The organism is Shouchella tritolerans (genome assembly GCF_025770735.1).
GTDB lineage: Bacteria > Bacillota > Bacilli > Bacillales > Bacillaceae_D > Shouchella > Shouchella tritolerans.
On sequence record NZ_JAODPB010000004.1, the window covers coordinates 239,961 to 255,547 of the forward strand.

Genomic DNA, 15,587 nt, shown 5'->3' on the forward strand with positions numbered 1-15,587 from the left:
CCACACCGCCTGTATTCCACATTTCCATTTCAGAATTAAGACTAGGTACTAAGACTAGTATATAGATCTTCAGCGTAGGATTCAACCTTTAATCGAGCTTGACTTCGTCGAAGGCGCCCGTTTTTTTCAAGTAATCATAGAGCAACCGGTACTCTGGATCTGTTTTTAGGACATTCGCTTTAAAAATACGGTCAGCATCTTGGCGTGCTGCTTCCAATGTCCGGTAATCGTGAACGACATCAGCAAGTTTAAAATCAGGAAGACCGCTCTGTTTCGAGCCAAAAAAATCGCCTGGGCCCCGCAATTCTAAATCTCGTTCTGATAAAACGAAACCATCGCTTGTCTCTGTCATAATCCGCATCCGTTCTTTGCCAACTTCTGTCTTCGGTTGAGCAACCAAAATGCAATAGGATTTTTCATCGCCTCGTCCTACACGGCCCCGTAATTGATGAAGTTGGGCAAGACCAAATCGGTCGGCATCGTAAATGACCATAACGGTTGCATTCGGCACATTGACGCCAACTTCGACGACCGTTGTTGAAACTAAAATATGCAATTCATTGCGAGCAAAAGCAGCCATAACTTCCTCTTTTTCGGCAGCTTGTAAACGCCCGTGCATTAAGCCAACTTGCGCGTCTCCTTGGAAATGGGCAGTTAGCATGCTATGAAAATCAATTGCGTTTTGCACATCCAGCTTTTCTGATTCTTCAATCAGAGGGCAAATCACATACGCTTGGCGCCCTTTCTTGACTTCTTTACGCACAAATTCAAGCACGCGCTCCAACATCTCGTGCTGGACCCAGTACGTTTCAATTGGCTTTCTGCCAGCAGGCATTTCATCAAGCACCGATACATCCATATCGCCAAAAACCGAAATCGCCAACGTTCGTGGAATAGGCGTGGCCGTCATAAACAATACATCTGGATGTTCGCCCTTGTCGCGAAGGATGCGGCGCTGTTCCACTCCAAAACGGTGCTGCTCATCGGTAATGACGAGGGAGAGCGCCGAAAAGACAACATCTTCCTGGATGAGGGCGTGTGTGCCGATGACAATATCCACTTCTCCTTTGGCGATTTGTTCAAGCAGTTCACGGCGTTTTTTGCCTTTGACACTGCCAACGAGCAATGCCGTTTTCAGACCGAGTGGCGCAAACCACGCTTCAATCGTTGTTGCATGCTGTTCAGCGAGAATTTCAGTTGGCGCCATTAACGCACATTGACCGCCAGCTCCGACAACTCCGGCCATACACGCCGCCGCAACAGCTGTTTTTCCTGAGCCGACATCTCCTTGCAAAAGGCGGTTCATCCTTAACGGCGAGCGGATGTCTGACACAATATCAGCAATGGCACGCTGTTGGGCGCCTGTAAGGGGGAACGGCAGTAAGGAAGTAAATGCGGCAATATCACCATCCTTTACGTCAAGCTGCCCGCCGCCTTGCTGGTTCCGGATCGCTTCTTTAAAAGCGCGCATTTTCAATTGAAACAAAAGCAGCTCCTCATATACATAACGTCGCCTTGCCTGCTTCGTTGCTTCTCGATTAAGGGGATAGTGAAGATGGCGGAGCGCTTCGCCTTTGTCCATCAACTTATAGCGTTTACGGATGCTTTCAGGCAACGGGTCTTCAATTTGGCTACCGTACGCAGAAAAGGCGGCAGCAATCCATTTTTGCAATGCCTTGCTTGTCACTTTGCCTGAGCTATGATAAACGGGTTCGAGGTTGCCCTCCCGTTCAACGGTTCCGAATTTTAATTCAGACCCTGTAATGGTCAATCGGTGCGCGTCCCATTTCCCTGTTACGGTTACGTCCATTCCAGGCTCAAGCTTGCTCTTTAAAAACGCACGGTTAAAAAAGGTGGCTGTCACCAACACGCCATCCACTTCGATTCGAAACGTCAGCCGGTTTTTATTTTTGCCATAGTAGCGGACGCTCGCTTCATTTTGAATTTTGCCCGCCATCGTCACACGCTCATCATGGGCCGCTTCTGTAGGCCGTTTGAGCGCATAATCTTCGTAACGGAACGGAAAATATTCAAGCAAATCGCCAACTGTAAAAATGCCCATTTTATTAAGCAATTTTCCACTTTCTTCACCAACGCCTTTTATGGCTGTTACATCAAGCGTGCCAATGCTCATTTCGTTTGTTTCGTTCTCCTACCAAAAATTTCGGCTTCGAGCTTACGGCCAGTTGGCGTTGCCGCAAGTCCGCCCTCTCCTGTCTCACGAAGCGCTTCTGGCATTGTTTGACCAATTTTATACATCGCATCAATGACTTCATCGCAAGGGATGCGGCTCTCGATACCAGCTAAAGCCATATCCGCTGCCGTGATTGCAAGGGAAGCGCCTGCAGCATTCCGCTTCACACATGGCACCTCGACTAAGCCGGCAACTGGATCGCACACCAAGCCGAGCATATTTTTTAAAGCAATTGCCATTGCATGGGCGCTTTGCCTAGGAGTGCCGCCTGCCAGTTCCACTAGCGCTGCTGCAGCCATGCCCGTTGCTGACCCTACTTCTGCCTGGCACCCGCCAGCAGCGCCGGAAATAGAAGCATTGTTTGCGACGACAAAGCCAAACGCGCCGCTCGTAAATAAAAAGTTAAGCTTTTGTTCTTCTGTAGGCTTCAGTTTGTGGGCGACACCAAACAACACACCAGGAACAACGCCAGCAGAACCTGCTGTCGGCGTCGCGCAAATCGTGCCCATTGCCGCGTTCACTTCATTGGTTGCCATTGCCCCCGCTACAGCCAAAAGTGTCGTTTCACCGCCAATCATTGTCCCGTTTTTCACATAAGCAGCTAGCTTCTTGCCGTCACCGCCAGTAAGCCCAGAAACGGATACGACGTCTTCATGGATCCCCCGCTCTACTGCTTGCTCCATAACGAGCAATTGCCCACGCATCTGTTCAATAATTTGGCGCCGCTCTCTACCGGTCACTTCGATTTCTTGCGCGATCATCACTTCCGAGATGGGCATATTGGCCTGTTCCGCTTTCGTAACTAATTCTTCGACATTTTTAAACAAACGGATCCCCTCCCTTTAATCGTGGATTTTCGAGACATGGGTAATGTGAGGGAGCCTTTCTAGTTCCAAAAGCAGCGCTTTATCGACATTTTGGTCGACTTCTATCACCATTAACGCGGTTTCCCCTTTTTCTTTGCGCGACACTTCCATATGCCCGATATTCAATTGATGTTTTGCGAGGAGGTTGCTAACTGCGGCAATCACGCCATAGCGGTCAAGATGGGCAACCAATATAGCCGGATGGTTTCCTGATAAACGTAGTGCAAATCCATTTAACTCGACAATTTCAATTTTGCCTCCGCCAATCGAAACGCCGACAAGGTCTAAGCGTTTATCGCCTTTTGTCAGCTTGATCCGGCATGTATTAGGGTGGTGGACGACTGCTTCTTCTTCATGGAGATGAACCTCCAGTGCTGCTTCTTTTGCATGGTAGAAAGCATCGCGGATGCGCTCATCGTTCGTGTCGTAATCAAGCAAGCCACCTACAACGGCGACATCCGTCCCGTGCCCACGGTACGTTTTCGCAAAAGAACCGTAGAAATGTACATCTGCCCGTTCAGGGGCTTCAGCAAAAAGGGCACGCGCCACTTTGCCAATCCGTGCCGCTCCAGCGGTGTGAGAACTCGAAGGGCCAATCATAACAGGGCCGATAATATCAAAAACCGTCCGATATTTCATTACCATCCCTCCATTTTTAAGGAAAAAGAAGACTGCCATCTTCTTATGGGGAATGGGCAGCCTTCGATTTTTACTTTTGCTCTGCTTCTGTCATTGACAGCGAAACCGTCCCAGGACCAACATGAGCGCCAATGACTGCGCCAATTTCTGTAATCGTCAGCGATTGTACTTGAAAACGGGCTTTCACCTCATTGGCCAACTCATTTGCAAGCGTCTCATTGACAGCGTGAGAAATGCCGACATGAACGTTCTTGTTTCCATATGCTTCTTCTAGCAATGCAAGCATTTTTGCGATTGCTTTTTTCTGCCCTCTTACTTTTTCTTTGGCATACACTTCGCCGTCCTCTGACAGGGAAAGAAGTGGTTTCATTTTTAACAACGTGCCGATAAGGGCAGACGCCTTGCCGATACGGCCATTCTTTTCCAAGAACTCCAGCGTGTCCACCAAGAAATAAACAGTCGTTTGTTCAAGAAGTTCTTCAAAGCGCTTTTGGCATTCTGCCAGTGTTGCCCCTTTTGCTGCCAGTTTTGCCACTTCCACGACAATAATTCCGATCGCATACGAGGCGCGCTTGGAATCATATACATGAACATCAAGTTCTCCCTTAAGCGACTCTTTCGCAATTAGAGCAGCTTGTAGAGTTCCGCTCATTTTTGCCGAAAGATGGATCGACATAATTTCCTTGGCGCCATCCTGTGCCAGGCTACGATACAATTCTTCAAATTGGTTTGGCGATGGCTGAGACGTTTTCGGCATTTCGCTCGCTTGCTGCAACTTTTCATAAAATGCAGGCGGCGTCAACGTGACACCATCCTCGAATTGCTCATTGCCAAAATGAACGTTAAGCGGAATAACGGTAATCCCATGTGCTTCCGCTAATTCCTTAGGAATGTCTGCCGTGCTGTCTGTGACAATTTTCACCTTCTCCAAACGATCCCCTCCCCGTTATCGTCCATGCTCCTTATGCCCTTCCATACATGTTCTCGTCCCTTATGAAGACGGATCATTCGACTGAAAAAATGTACGAGTACAACGGCTGTCCGCCCTCAACAATATCGACTTCCATGTCGGCATGGCGTTCATTGACGTAAGCTTCAATTTGACTTGTATCTTCTGCGGTAGCATCTTCGCCCGTTATAATGGTCAACACTTCTGCTTCCTCATCAATCATTTCATCAAGGAGCTTTTTCGCCACGTCTTGTTTACGAGGGCCACAAGCAATGATTTTTTTGTCGGCTATCCCCATAAAATCGCCCTTGTTGATCGTCTGATTATCCATTTGCGTATCCCTGACTGCGTACGTTAACTCGCCCGTTTTTACTTCCTTTATTGCCTCGGCCATTGCTGCGGCGTTGTCTTGTAAACTGTTTGATGGATTAAATGCGAGCAACGCTGCTAAACCTTGGGGAACCGTTTTCGTCGCCACGACTTCAGCGTCCGCTTCGCTTACTTCTGCAGCCTGTTTGGCAGCCATGACGATATTGCCGTTGTTTGGCAAAATAATGACTTGTTTGGCATTGGCTTTTTGAATAGCTTGGACAATGTCTTCTGTGCTTGGGTTCATCGTCTGCCCGCCAGCAATGACTTGGTCAGCGCCAAGGCCCTTAAACAATTTCTCAATCCCTGAACCCATCGCGACCGTCACAATCGCAAACTCTGCTTTCGGCCGTGCCGTTGCTGGGGCATGCCTATTGTCGCTGTCGTTTGTAAGGCGTGCGTGCTGCTCGCGCATATTTTCAATTTTCACTTGCATGAGCGGCCCATACGCTTGCGCCTCTGTCAACACTTCGCCTGGATATTCCGCATGGATGTGCACTTTTAATAAATCGTCATCTGATACAACAAGAAGGGAATCACCGTACTCACTTAATTTTTCTCGAAAAGCTTCTTCATGAAATGGCTGCTTTTCCAGTTTTTCACGGTCAAAACGCACCATCAACTCCGTGCAATAGCCGAATTCAATAGCGCCCGTTTCCATATGAGACTGGGCATTTTGCGCATGGAAGTGCTCTGCATTAATCAAATCGCCTATATTTGGCTCTGCCAACAAGCTTGGTTTCCGCTCGCCTGTAAGCGCTTGTAGAAAGCCAGCATAAATATAAACAAGCCCTTGCCCGCCTGAATCGACAACGCCAACCTCTTTTAAGACAGGAAGCAAGTCCGGCGTGCTTGCTAGGGAGCGCTCCGCCGCTTTGATAATTGTTGTTAAAAACGACGTAAAGTCTGTCTCTTTTTTCGCTGCCTGCTCGGCTGCTTTGGCGGTGTCTTTTGCTACAGTCAAAATCGTCCCTTCGACCGGCTTCATCACCGCTTTATAAGCAGTGGCAACGCCCGCTTGCAATGCTTTTGCAAATTGCTCAGTCGTCAATTCGCTGTGACGTTCTACCGCCTTGGAAAAACCTCTGAACAATTGCGATAAAATGACGCCTGAGTTCCCTCGCGCGCCCATTAAAAGCCCTTTCGCAAAAGCACTAGCAACTTCACCCACGTCCCCTTGCTGGGACTTCTGGATTTCTTTGACGCCAGAAGTAATCGTCAAATTCATGTTTGTTCCCGTATCCCCGTCTGGAACCGGAAATACGTTAAGCGAATCAACAACATCCGCTTTGTTCGCTAGCTCGCTTGCCCCCTCTATAAACATATGGGCAAGCGTCTCGCCATTCAATTTCTTGCTCACTTTGTCTTCCCCCTTCTGGATCCTAAGGATTCGCGACGCGAACCCCTTGCACAAAAATGTTCACCGATTCCACTTCAAGCCCAAGCATTTTCTCTAAATCGTATTTCACTTTTGTTTGGACCATATGGGCGACTTCCGAAATTTTTGTGCCATAACTTACGATAATGTACATATCAATGTGGAGTTCTTCCCCTTCTTCACGGGTAATAACGCCCCGACGGAAGTTTTCTTTTCCTAACAGCTCCGCTAATCCGTCTTTAAAGTGTTTTTGTGAGGCCATGCCGACAATGCCGTAGCAATCAATCGCTGCGCCTCCTGCAATCGTTGCAACCACATCTTGTGACACATCGACTGTACCAAGCTCCGTTTTCATTTCAATTGTCATTGCTCTGCCTCCTTCAATTAGTAACCATACGTATCGCCATTTTACTATATCGCCTTCCATTTTAAAAGCTTTTGATTTGCGTCAAGCCTTTTTACTTGTCTTTTTTTATTGCGTTATGGAAAGGCCTATGCTAAGATGTTTGAGTAACGTTGACTACGTGTTTTTGTCGAGATTGTTAAGGAGGTGGCACTACATGGCTCGTGAATGCTATATAACCGGTCGTAAAGCGCGTTCTGGGAATAAGCGCTCTCATGCAATGAATAAATCAAAGCGTCGCTTTGGTGCAAACGTACAGAAAGTTCGTATCTTGGTAGACGGAAAGCCGAAGCGTGTATATGTTTCGGCGCGCGCCCTTAAATCAGGAAAAGTAGAACGCGTATAAATACGCAAAAAACACCGCAGTTGCTGCGGTGTTTTTTACAGCTTTGTTAGTTGTTCGAGTTCGCTATTCATTCGCGCTTAAACCAGCCAATTTCTCCTCTCTTAATTCTCAGAAATATTGCACGTAAGTAAATTCACATCTAGCCTTATTTAAATCTGTTTATAACAAGCCTAAGAAATAACGGGGATAGTATTTTCTATCCTGTCCCTCATATTGTCTAAGGAATTCCTAATAGTTGAATGAACTTCAGCTGATTTTAATGTATGTCGAAAAAATAAAAAAGAATACAATCGCCTATACTCTAAGAAAAACGGAATCCATTTTAATTGTTCTTTTGAGAAAGTAGACTTTTCACGATAACCTTCAAGAAAATGACTGATAAAATAATGATAAAATTCGAGAGTAGATTCCCTTTTTCGCCGATATTCTTCTAGTGCATGAAATATTGAGATAGAAAAATCATACGCATACCTGCTTTTTCGAACATCTCCAAAGTCTAACACATACATATTATTTTTACTTAACAATAGATTTCGAATATGTAAGTCGTGATGTACTACACCATAAACATCATTGCTCGTAGGTATTGTAGCAAGCCTGTCCACAAACGTTATCCATTTGTCTTCAATCATTTGACCAGAACCTTCAAAGAAACGATCAAAATCTATATCATGATTCCACTCTAGAAAATGTCTACTATTGTTATTTGCATGGTTTTTTGCTATTTCATGCATATGCCCTAACGTCCGCCCCCACTGCTTAATAAGAGAAGCGTCCTCATAATTAGACAAAATACTCCCTTCAACCCGGGAAAATGCCAATATATAATAACTTTTATTGCCCTCCTGAACAAATTCATAAGTGTTCTTATTCCTTGATTGAATCAGCTCTGGAGTATATACTCCGTGTTTGGACATTAACTGAATAATCTCTTGTTCGCTTAACAAGCTTTGTTCTTTGTGCTTTTCCGTATCCAAGAACTTAATTACAACATCTTTGTCTTTACTAAATAAACGTTATCATCGAACCCTCCAAGGAACTCAAGATCAAGGTTTAGTCCGTATAGCCTTTTTGCATGCTCTATAACATTTTTATCCATTATAACCTCCCAAAATAGATATACAAAAATTGACCTCCAAACTAGAGAAGATTTTTCTCTACCTTTGGAGGTCGGGTTCTAGCGGTGGTGTTTTTTTATCTTATTCTTTTTTAAATGAGCCAAGCATTGCTCGAACAAATCCTCCTAAAAACTTCGGCAGCTTGATCGTATAAAATTTCATTGCTCCTCCTCCTCAAGCACTGGCAATCAGGCACGCCTGAACAATAAATTTTGCGAGCACACGCCAAACCGAGATTTGCCCTTCATTTGAATGAGTCAGCAGCCTGATTTGCCGCTCTCCTTTCATGAGGTCAAACGCCTTCTTGACGTGTCCACCCGTAGTTATTATTAGACTATGCAGCAAGAGGAAAAATCAGACCTGTTTTCCTAGGCGTCACAAGGGTTTTAACATGAGGGTGATTCGCTGCGTTTACTGCCCGCGGATTTGCGCAATCGCTTTTGCTAAATCGGCTTCCTTGAACACCGCCGACCCAGCAACGAGAATCGTCGCTCCTGCTTGGACACATTGTTGTGCTGTCGTCGGGTTGATGCCGCCGTCTACTTGAATGTCCACTGGAAGTTGACGTTCATCAATCATGGCACGGAGCTTTTTAATATTGGCAAGCGCCCCTGGAATAAACGATTGTCCACCAAAACCGGGATTGACAGTCATTTGCAGCACATAATCGACATCTGCAAGCACAGGCTCAGCCGCATAAGCAGGAGTACCAGGATTCAAAACAATGCCCGCTTTCATGCCTGCTTCTTTTATAGCGGCAACCGTCCGGTGCAAATGGGCTCCCGCTTCGACATGGACACTGAGGCAATCGGCGCCTGCTTGCTGAAAAAACGCAATTTGTTTTTCAGGCTGCTCGACCATTAAATGGACGTCTAATGGAAGATCTGTATAAGGGCGGATCGCTTCCACCATTTGGTGTCCAAATGTAATTGGCGGCACAAATTTCCCGTCCATCACATCGACATGAATCCAGTCTGCGCCTGCATCGTCACAAGCTTGGACCGTCTCCCCCATTCTTGAAAAATCACCCGCTAAAATCGAAGGCGCTACTTTGATCATGTTAATATCTCCTTTTTTGATCTTGAATTTCATGTAAAAACTGCAAATAGTGTTTGTAGCGGAGAGAATCAACATCCCCAGTTTTTACTGCACCCTTAATGGCACACTTAGGCTCCTTGTCATGAAGGCAGCCTCTAAATTTACAGTCATCCATCAAGCTTAAAAACTCAGGAAAACAAAAGCGGAGATCCTCCGCTTCTATGTTCGTAAACTCCAGTGAGCTAAACCCAGGCGTATCAGCGACAAGGCCTTCACCAATTGGCAAAAGTTCAGTATGCCTTGTTGTATGCCGTCCCCGTCCAAGATGCCTTGATATTTCATTCGTTTCAATGTTTGCCTCTGGGGCAAGCGCATTCAATAACGAAGACTTCCCGACTCCAGACTGGCCAGCGATCACAGACACTTGGTTTGCCAACAACGGGAGCAATTCGCTAGGATCGTCGGCCTGTTTCGTCGACGTATATAGCACGGGATAGCCGATTTGCCCATAAACAGCCATTTGCCGAGTTAGGGCATCCCGTTCACTCGCCTCTAGCAAATCAGTTTTGCTAATGACCAACACAGGCTTAATGTCATGTTGTTCGATATGTACCAAAAAGCGATCCAACAAGAGCGTATGAAAATCTGGCTCCTTTGCCGAAAAGACAAGAATCGCCTGATCAACATTGGCAATAGGTGGACGGTTGAGCTGATTTTTCCGCTCTTTAATTGCCATCACATAGCCGTCCGTTTCATTTTCCGCCTCAAATTCGACATAGTCGCCAACAAGCGGCGTCTGCTTGCGCTTCCGAAAGACGCCTCTGCCTCGGCATTGGATAAGCGCCCCTTCGCTTTGTACATAGTAAAAGCCAGAGAGCGCTTTGACAATCAGTCCTTCTGGCATACCATTCCTCTCTTTCCTGTTGGATTTTCATGAGCACGCGTTTATCTTTAAAGTCCTGCTCGTTTATTGAAAGAAGGGCGCGTTTCCACGCCCTCAGACTGTAGACAAACGCTCGCATACGTCGTCGAGCGTTTTCTATCAGTCTGTGATGATGTAGGTCGTTGACAACATCAGGCGTTTCCTCGCCCTATTCTTCTTCCTCTGTGTACGTATAGACTTGCGACTGCCGATTGAATTCATCATTAATATATACATCGTAAGAGCCTGTATAGCTAGGACTTACGCGCAAATCGATTTCAAAATCAGTCGTCTCGGTAATCGTTTCTTCGACAAGCACTCGTTCATCGCCTTGTGAATCGGCATCTTTGCCAACGATGCGAATGTCAAAACTTTGCCCTTCTGCTTGCTGTTCTTCTGACACGACAATCGTTTGCGTTACGCGATAAACCATCGTCGACTCTCCCTCATCGTCTTCACCTTGAGTAGGCGTTTCTTCAACAGGGTCTTCGGCTTCATCTGTAGGCTGCTCGGGCACCTCCGCTGGAGGTGATCCAGGCTGTTCTTGAAGCGGCTCTGGCCCTCTTGATAGCACCACGCTCACATTGTCCCCTCTCTCGAGTGTTGACAATGGCTCTGGAGACTGGCTGATGACACGCCCTTCCGCGATGTCGTCGTCGTATTCCCTCGAAAAAGAGCCGCGCAAGCCTTCGCTGTTAAAATAAGCACGTACATCATCTTCTGTTTGGTTCGTTAAGTCATCCAACTGAATCGATTCAGGGACGCTGTATGTGAGCACGACCGTCGTCTCGGCAGGAACAGCCATCGTATCCGGCGACGGGCTTTGGGACAATACCGTATTTTCCGGCTCGCTGTTGTCTTCCCGCGGCTGTGTCTCTACGGAAAATCCTTTCTGCTCAAGGAGCCGCGTTGCCGATGAAAGGGTAAGCCCTTGGTAATCATCGACTTTGACTTCATCTTTCGAGGCGCTTATAAATAATTTGACCGGCTGGCCTTCTTTAATGACGCGGCCCGCTTGTGGATTTTGTCGGGCGACGCGCCCTTCATCGTAGTTTTCATCGGCGATTTCTTCCGTTTCCACCCGTAAATTACGGGCTTCAATTGCCTCAACCGCTTCTGCTTCGGTCATATTGACAACATCGGGCACCTCTTGCTCAGGAACGAAAAAAAGCGCGTTCCAAAACGTAAAAGCGAGGACAGTTGCCCCAATGAGCACTGCTAGTGCAACTGCGCTCAACCATAGCCATTTTTTCCGCTTTTTCTTTTTCCCTTCACTGTCGTCTTCAGAAGGGGTGTTTGCTTCCGGTTCAGGCACGTTGTCGTCCTCTGGCTCTTCTTGATGATTACTAGGTTTGCTAGGCACTGCAATGGTATCTTCTAAATTTTTATCGGCATAGGCGCCAATAATGGGCAATTCCTTCGTCGTCTCGTCACTAACCGTGTCTTCGACAAATGCGACATCTTCCTCAGCATCCGCGGACAGCGCCGCATCGCAAGCCCAGACCATTTCCTCTGCAGATTCATAGCGTTGCAGCGGGTCTTTTTGAGTCGCTTTCCTAATGACATTTTCAACACTTTTAGGGACGGTTGGCACCAATTCACGTACAGAGGGTATGTCGTTTTGCAAATGTTTGATTGCAATCGAAACAGCCGTATCCCCAGAAAACGGAATCTGCCCTGTCACCATTTCATATAAGACAATGCCCAGTGAATAAATGTCAGAGCGATAGGTGACATGGCCGCCACGTGCTTGCTCCGGCGATAAGTAATGGACAGAGCCCATTACAGAATTGGTATGGGTGATCGTTGCTGACGTCATTGCCCTGGCAATTCCGAAATCGGTTACCTTCGCTTCGCCATTTTCGCTAATTAAGATGTTTTGCGGCTTAATGTCCCGATGGACGATTTGCATGGCGTGGGCATGGCCGACACCGTATAAAATTTGCTTAAAGTAATCAAGGGCAACAGCGATGTCTAAAGGTCCTTCTTCTTGAATCACTTGTTTTAATGTGCGTCCTCGCACATACTCCATCACAATATAGTAGACGTTGTCTTCCTCGCCGACATCGTAGATATTTACGATATTCGGGTTGGCAAGACTTGTCGCTGCTTGGGCTTCACGTCTAAAACGGTTAATAAATTGTTCGTCTTCCGAGAATTGCGGCTGGAGCACTTTTACTGCCACGTGCCGATCAAGAATCACATCCAGCGCTAAATAAACATTGGCCATTCCGCCGCCGCCAATGCTGTCCAAAACGACGTAACGCCCGCCAATTCGTTCGCCTATCATATTATTCACCTATCTCCTTGCTAAAACGGACAAGAGCGATCGATATATTATCCTCTCCGCCACGTTCATTTGCTCGAGCAATCAGAGACTTGGCGATGACAGACAGCTCCTCTTTGCGCTCGATCTCGACTTGCAACTCTTTAATAGCAAGCTTGTTAGACAGACCATCCGAACAGATCATTAGCGTATCAATAAACTCAGAAGGAATGGTAAAAGAATCGACTTTTACTTGCGCCTCTGTGCCGAGTGCCCGTAGCACGATGTTTTTCCGAGGGTGGTGATCAGCTTCTTCTGCAGAAATTTGTCCACTGCGGACTAGTTCTGCAACAAGTGAATGGTCATCGGTTTGCTGGACCAATTGTTTTCCATTATAAATATAGGCGCGACTATCACCGACATGGGCAATCGTCGTGTATTCTTCTGTACAGACAGCAGCAATAGCAGTCGTGCCCATCCCTTCACAATCAGGGTTCTCTTTGGCGTGGGCCAAAATCGAGGCATTGGCGTGTTCAAACGCCTCCCTTAAAAATTGTTCTGCAGATGACGCTGACAGAGGCTCTTTTAACTTGCGCCACTCGGCCTCCATTACTTCTGTCGCCAGGCGGCTTGCAACATCGCCAGCAGAATGGCCACCCATGCCGTCAGCGACGATTGCAAGCGTGCCTGCTGCTGATACAAAAATGCCGCCATTGTCTTCATTATGGGACCGCACTTTGCCTACATCTGTTAAAAATGCTGTGCTTTCAATCAAAAACGTCACCTCATTTAGCAGTCTCTTCTTTGCGCCCAGGCTCGTTAAGGCTTCCGTGTTAAAGCAACCATAAAGAACCCGTCTGTGCCAAAATCATGGGGCAAAATCGTTAAGCCGAGCGGGCTAAAACGCCCATTTGCTTGAATGTGATCAGGCAGCTTTCTATAAAATCGTTCATTCGTTTCGAACTGTGGATGAGTGTCTAAAAAGCGTTCTATCGCTTGTTCATTCTCTTCCTTTTCAATTGTACACGTGCTATAGACAAGCGTGCCACCCTGTTTGACAAACTGGCTTGCATGGGCGAGAATCGCTGCTTGGACATTGGCAATGTGCGTAACGTCCTTTTCTGTCTTCGACCAACGAATATCAGGCTTGCGTCGAATAACGCCAAATCCCGTACAAGGCGCATCGACAAGAACCCGATCATAGTTGCGTTTTGTTTGAAGCGTCCTCGCATCTTCTGCACGTGTATCAATGTTCTCAAGACCGAGCCTCGCTGCTTGCTCGGCAATGAGCTTCACTTTATGAGGGTGGAGGTCTAGTGCTAAAATATGGCCTGTCCCGTTCATTTGTTCGGCAATATGGGTTGTTTTCCCTCCAGGCGCCGCACAAGCATCAAGGACATCCATTCCCTCTTCTGGACCAAGAAGCTTAGCTACAAGCATAGACGCTTCGTCTTGAGCGGTGAAAAGTCCTTCTTTGTAGGCTGCGCCTACAAATGGATTGCCTTTTTTTATCACGACAGCCAAATCAGGCAGCAACTTGCTCCTTTCTGCCTCAACCCCTTCATTCCCCAAATGCGCCACCAGTTCTGCTGCTGTTGTCTTCATCCTATTGACGCGCAAACAGACTTCAGGTGGAATGTTATTGGCATTTGCCAATGCCATTGCATCCTGTTCGCCGTATTGGTTTATCCAGCGAGCCATCAGCCATTGGGGATGGCTTGTTTGCACGGCGGCACGCTCGATTGGATCAGCAATTGCATCCACATTAGGTAATCCTTGCCGTTGGATGGAACGAAGGACACCATTGACAAGGCCGCTAATGCCTTTGTGGCCTCGTTTGTTGGCAATCGTAACGGCCTCATGGACAACTGCACGGTCGGGAATGCGGTCCAAGTATACCATTTGATAGACAGAGAGTCGCAAAAGCACATCTACCCATAAAGCACGTTTTTTACCCGATTTTAAAAAAGGCGCCAAATAGTAATCAAGCGTTCTCTTCCTGGCAATCGTACCGTAAACGAGTTCCGTCAGCAGCCCGCTGTCGCGCTTGTCCAACCCGGCGTTTGTTAACGTCGAATGAAGCAACAGATGGCTATACGCTTGGTTTTTCTCGACCTTGAGCAGCGCATCCAGTGCAACTTCGCGAACACTCGCCCTATTCATTCCCTTCACCGAGACGCTTACCTACTTGAAACGGATGGGCTCCTTGCAGCAGTTGGCTTGCTAGCACTGCTTTTTTTCCTGCTGGCTGGACAACCGTCAATCGCAAAATCGTCCCACCTCCGCAAGCAACATCAATTCCTTGTTTTGTCGTGGCAAGGATTTCACCAGGCTCGCTATCATGCTCCCCTGCTATTTCTTTCGCCTCCCACACTTTCAAACGCTTGCCGTTTACAAGCGTATAGGCAACTGGCCATGGCCGCATTCCGCGCACTTGGTTGAATAGCACCCTCGCCTGCTTTTGCCAATCGATCACTTCTTGCTCTCGTTTAATATTAGGGGCAAACGTTGCTTTTTCCTCATCTTGAGCAACTGCATCAATTGTGCCTTGTTCTAGGGCAACAATCGTTTTTTCAAGCAAGTCGGCGCCAATAGCGCTTAGCTTGTCATGCATCGTCTGCACATCGTCTTCATCTGTTATCGCTACCGCTTGCTGGGAAAGAACAGCTCCAGCATCAAGCTTTTCTGCCATATACATAATCGAAATGCCTGTTTCTTTCTCACCGTCAATAATCGCTTGATGAATCGGGGCCCCACCGCGGTATTTTGGCAACAGTGAGGCATGGACATTGATGCACCCGTAGGGAGGGGCATCAAGGACTGCCTTTGGGACAATCTGCCCATAAGCAGCTGTTACGATTAACTCCGGCGCAAACGCAAGGATGTCTTCATACTGATCGCGAATTTTTTCCGGTTGCAGTACTGGGATACCATGTTTTTGTGCTTCTTCTTTTACCGGGCTCGGCGTTAGCAGACGTTTGCGGCCAACTGGGCGGTCGGGCTGTGTGACGACTGCCAATACCGTATGAGTATCGATCAGCCGTTTTAAAATCGGCACTGAAAATGCCGGCGTTCCCATAAAAACAATTTTCAACAGTT

15 protein-coding genes are annotated in these 15,587 nt (G+C 47.2%); 1 reads left to right on the forward strand and 14 read right to left on the reverse strand.

Going from position 1 to position 15,587, the window contains the following annotated elements:
* Positions 1 to 88: 88 nt before the first annotated feature.
* The 6 genes from recG to N6H06_RS15385 all read right to left on the reverse strand — a co-directional run bounded on the left by recG (position 89) and on the right by N6H06_RS15385 (position 6,762).
* The gene (gene recG, locus N6H06_RS15360) at positions 89 to 2,134 is read right to left on the reverse strand and encodes an ATP-dependent DNA helicase RecG (RefSeq protein WP_062750721.1); all 2,046 of its coding nucleotides are present in this window, start codon (positions 2,132 to 2,134) and stop codon (positions 89 to 91) included.
* Positions 2,131 to 3,021, reverse strand: coding sequence for an L-serine ammonia-lyase, iron-sulfur-dependent, subunit alpha (sdaAA, locus tag N6H06_RS15365; RefSeq protein ID WP_062750723.1), 891 nt, complete (start codon positions 3,019 to 3,021; stop codon positions 2,131 to 2,133). The genes recG and sdaAA overlap by 4 nt, the downstream gene beginning before the upstream one ends.
* A 15-nt stretch (positions 3,022 to 3,036) precedes the next feature.
* Positions 3,037 to 3,699 (reverse strand): L-serine ammonia-lyase, iron-sulfur-dependent subunit beta, encoded by a 663-nt coding sequence (sdaAB, locus tag N6H06_RS15370; RefSeq protein WP_062750725.1) that lies wholly within the window; start codon positions 3,697 to 3,699, stop codon positions 3,037 to 3,039.
* A gap of 70 nt (positions 3,700 to 3,769) precedes the next feature.
* The gene (locus N6H06_RS15375) at positions 3,770 to 4,621 is read right to left on the reverse strand and encodes a DegV family protein (RefSeq protein ID WP_318527579.1); all 852 of its coding nucleotides are present in this window, start codon (positions 4,619 to 4,621) and stop codon (positions 3,770 to 3,772) included.
* A gap of 82 nt (positions 4,622 to 4,703) precedes the next feature.
* On the reverse strand, positions 4,704 to 6,341 hold the full coding sequence (locus N6H06_RS15380) for a DAK2 domain-containing protein (RefSeq protein ID WP_062750823.1): 1,638 nt from the start codon (positions 6,339 to 6,341) through the stop codon (positions 4,704 to 4,706).
* 58 nt (positions 6,342 to 6,399) lie between these two features.
* Entirely contained in the window at positions 6,400 to 6,762 is a 363-nt protein-coding gene (locus tag N6H06_RS15385; protein WP_011247153.1) for an Asp23/Gls24 family envelope stress response protein, read from the reverse strand.
* A 193-nt stretch (positions 6,763 to 6,955) separates the two neighbouring features.
* On the opposite strand from N6H06_RS15385, the gene rpmB reads away from it, so the two are divergent.
* Positions 6,956 to 7,144, forward strand: coding sequence for a 50S ribosomal protein L28 (gene rpmB, locus N6H06_RS15390; RefSeq protein WP_011247154.1), 189 nt, complete (start codon positions 6,956 to 6,958; stop codon positions 7,142 to 7,144).
* 170 nt (positions 7,145 to 7,314) lie between these two features.
* On the opposite strand, the gene N6H06_RS15395 is transcribed toward rpmB, so the two are convergent.
* From N6H06_RS15395 to fmt, 8 genes are all read right to left on the reverse strand, one after another.
* Positions 7,315 to 8,130, reverse strand: a complete 816-nt coding sequence (locus N6H06_RS15395; RefSeq protein WP_263707521.1) for a phosphotransferase enzyme family protein — start codon at positions 8,128 to 8,130, stop codon at positions 7,315 to 7,317.
* Between the two features lie 213 nt (positions 8,131 to 8,343).
* On the reverse strand, positions 8,344 to 8,424 hold the full coding sequence (gene spoVM, locus N6H06_RS15400) for a stage V sporulation protein SpoVM (protein ID WP_011247155.1): 81 nt from the start codon (positions 8,422 to 8,424) through the stop codon (positions 8,344 to 8,346).
* Positions 8,425 to 8,673: 249 nt separating this feature from the next.
* On the reverse strand, positions 8,674 to 9,321 hold the full coding sequence (gene rpe / locus N6H06_RS15405) for a ribulose-phosphate 3-epimerase (protein ID WP_062750731.1): 648 nt from the start codon (positions 9,319 to 9,321) through the stop codon (positions 8,674 to 8,676).
* 1 nt (position 9,322) lies between these two features.
* Complete coding sequence (rsgA, locus tag N6H06_RS15410) at positions 9,323 to 10,204, reverse strand: ribosome small subunit-dependent GTPase A (protein WP_062750732.1); 882 nt, start codon at positions 10,202 to 10,204, stop codon at positions 9,323 to 9,325.
* A 187-nt stretch (positions 10,205 to 10,391) separates the two neighbouring features.
* Positions 10,392 to 12,512, reverse strand: a complete 2,121-nt coding sequence (gene pknB, locus N6H06_RS15415) for a Stk1 family PASTA domain-containing Ser/Thr kinase (RefSeq protein WP_263707522.1) — start codon at positions 12,510 to 12,512, stop codon at positions 10,392 to 10,394.
* Position 12,513: 1 nt separating this feature from the next.
* Positions 12,514 to 13,263 carry a Stp1/IreP family PP2C-type Ser/Thr phosphatase gene (locus tag N6H06_RS15420; RefSeq protein WP_062750824.1) on the reverse strand — a complete coding sequence of 250 codons (750 nt, stop codon included), beginning with the start codon at positions 13,261 to 13,263 and terminating at the stop codon, positions 12,514 to 12,516.
* Between the two features lie 44 nt (positions 13,264 to 13,307).
* The gene (gene rsmB / locus N6H06_RS15425) at positions 13,308 to 14,651 is read right to left on the reverse strand and encodes a 16S rRNA (cytosine(967)-C(5))-methyltransferase RsmB (RefSeq protein ID WP_062750735.1); all 1,344 of its coding nucleotides are present in this window, start codon (positions 14,649 to 14,651) and stop codon (positions 13,308 to 13,310) included.
* Positions 14,644 to 15,585: a methionyl-tRNA formyltransferase gene (fmt, locus tag N6H06_RS15430; protein ID WP_263707523.1), complete on the reverse strand. Its 942-nt coding sequence runs from the start codon at positions 15,583 to 15,585 to the stop codon at positions 14,644 to 14,646. The genes rsmB and fmt overlap by 8 nt, the downstream gene beginning before the upstream one ends.
* Between the last annotated feature and the right edge of the window lie 2 nt (positions 15,586 to 15,587).

Bases quoted from the DNA above. Each gene is read 5' to 3' on its own strand.
- rsgA (WP_062750732.1), bottom strand. From the start codon at position 10,204: ATGCCAGAAGGACTGATTGTCAAAGCGCTCTCTGGCTTTTACTATGTA.
- pknB (WP_263707522.1), bottom strand. From the start codon at position 12,512: ATGATAGGCGAACGAATTGGCGGGCGTTACGTCGTTTTGGACAGCATT.
- rsmB (WP_062750735.1), bottom strand. From the start codon at position 14,651: ATGAATAGGGCGAGTGTTCGCGAAGTTGCACTGGATGCGCTGCTCAAG.
- sdaAB (WP_062750725.1), bottom strand. From the start codon at position 3,699: ATGAAATATCGGACGGTTTTTGATATTATCGGCCCTGTTATGATTGGC.
- spoVM (WP_011247155.1), bottom strand. From the start codon at position 8,424: ATGAAATTTTATACGATCAAGCTGCCGAAGTTTTTAGGAGGATTTGTT.
- N6H06_RS15385 (WP_011247153.1), bottom strand. From the start codon at position 6,762: ATGACAATTGAAATGAAAACGGAGCTTGGTACAGTCGATGTGTCACAA.
- recG (WP_062750721.1), bottom strand. From the start codon at position 2,134: ATGAGCATTGGCACGCTTGATGTAACAGCCATAAAAGGCGTTGGTGAA.
- rpe (WP_062750731.1), bottom strand. From the start codon at position 9,321: ATGATCAAAGTAGCGCCTTCGATTTTAGCGGGTGATTTTTCAAGAATG.
- N6H06_RS15380 (WP_062750823.1), bottom strand. From the start codon at position 6,341: ATGTTTATAGAGGGGGCAAGCGAGCTAGCGAACAAAGCGGATGTTGTT.
- rpmB (WP_011247154.1), top strand. From the start codon at position 6,956: ATGGCTCGTGAATGCTATATAACCGGTCGTAAAGCGCGTTCTGGGAAT.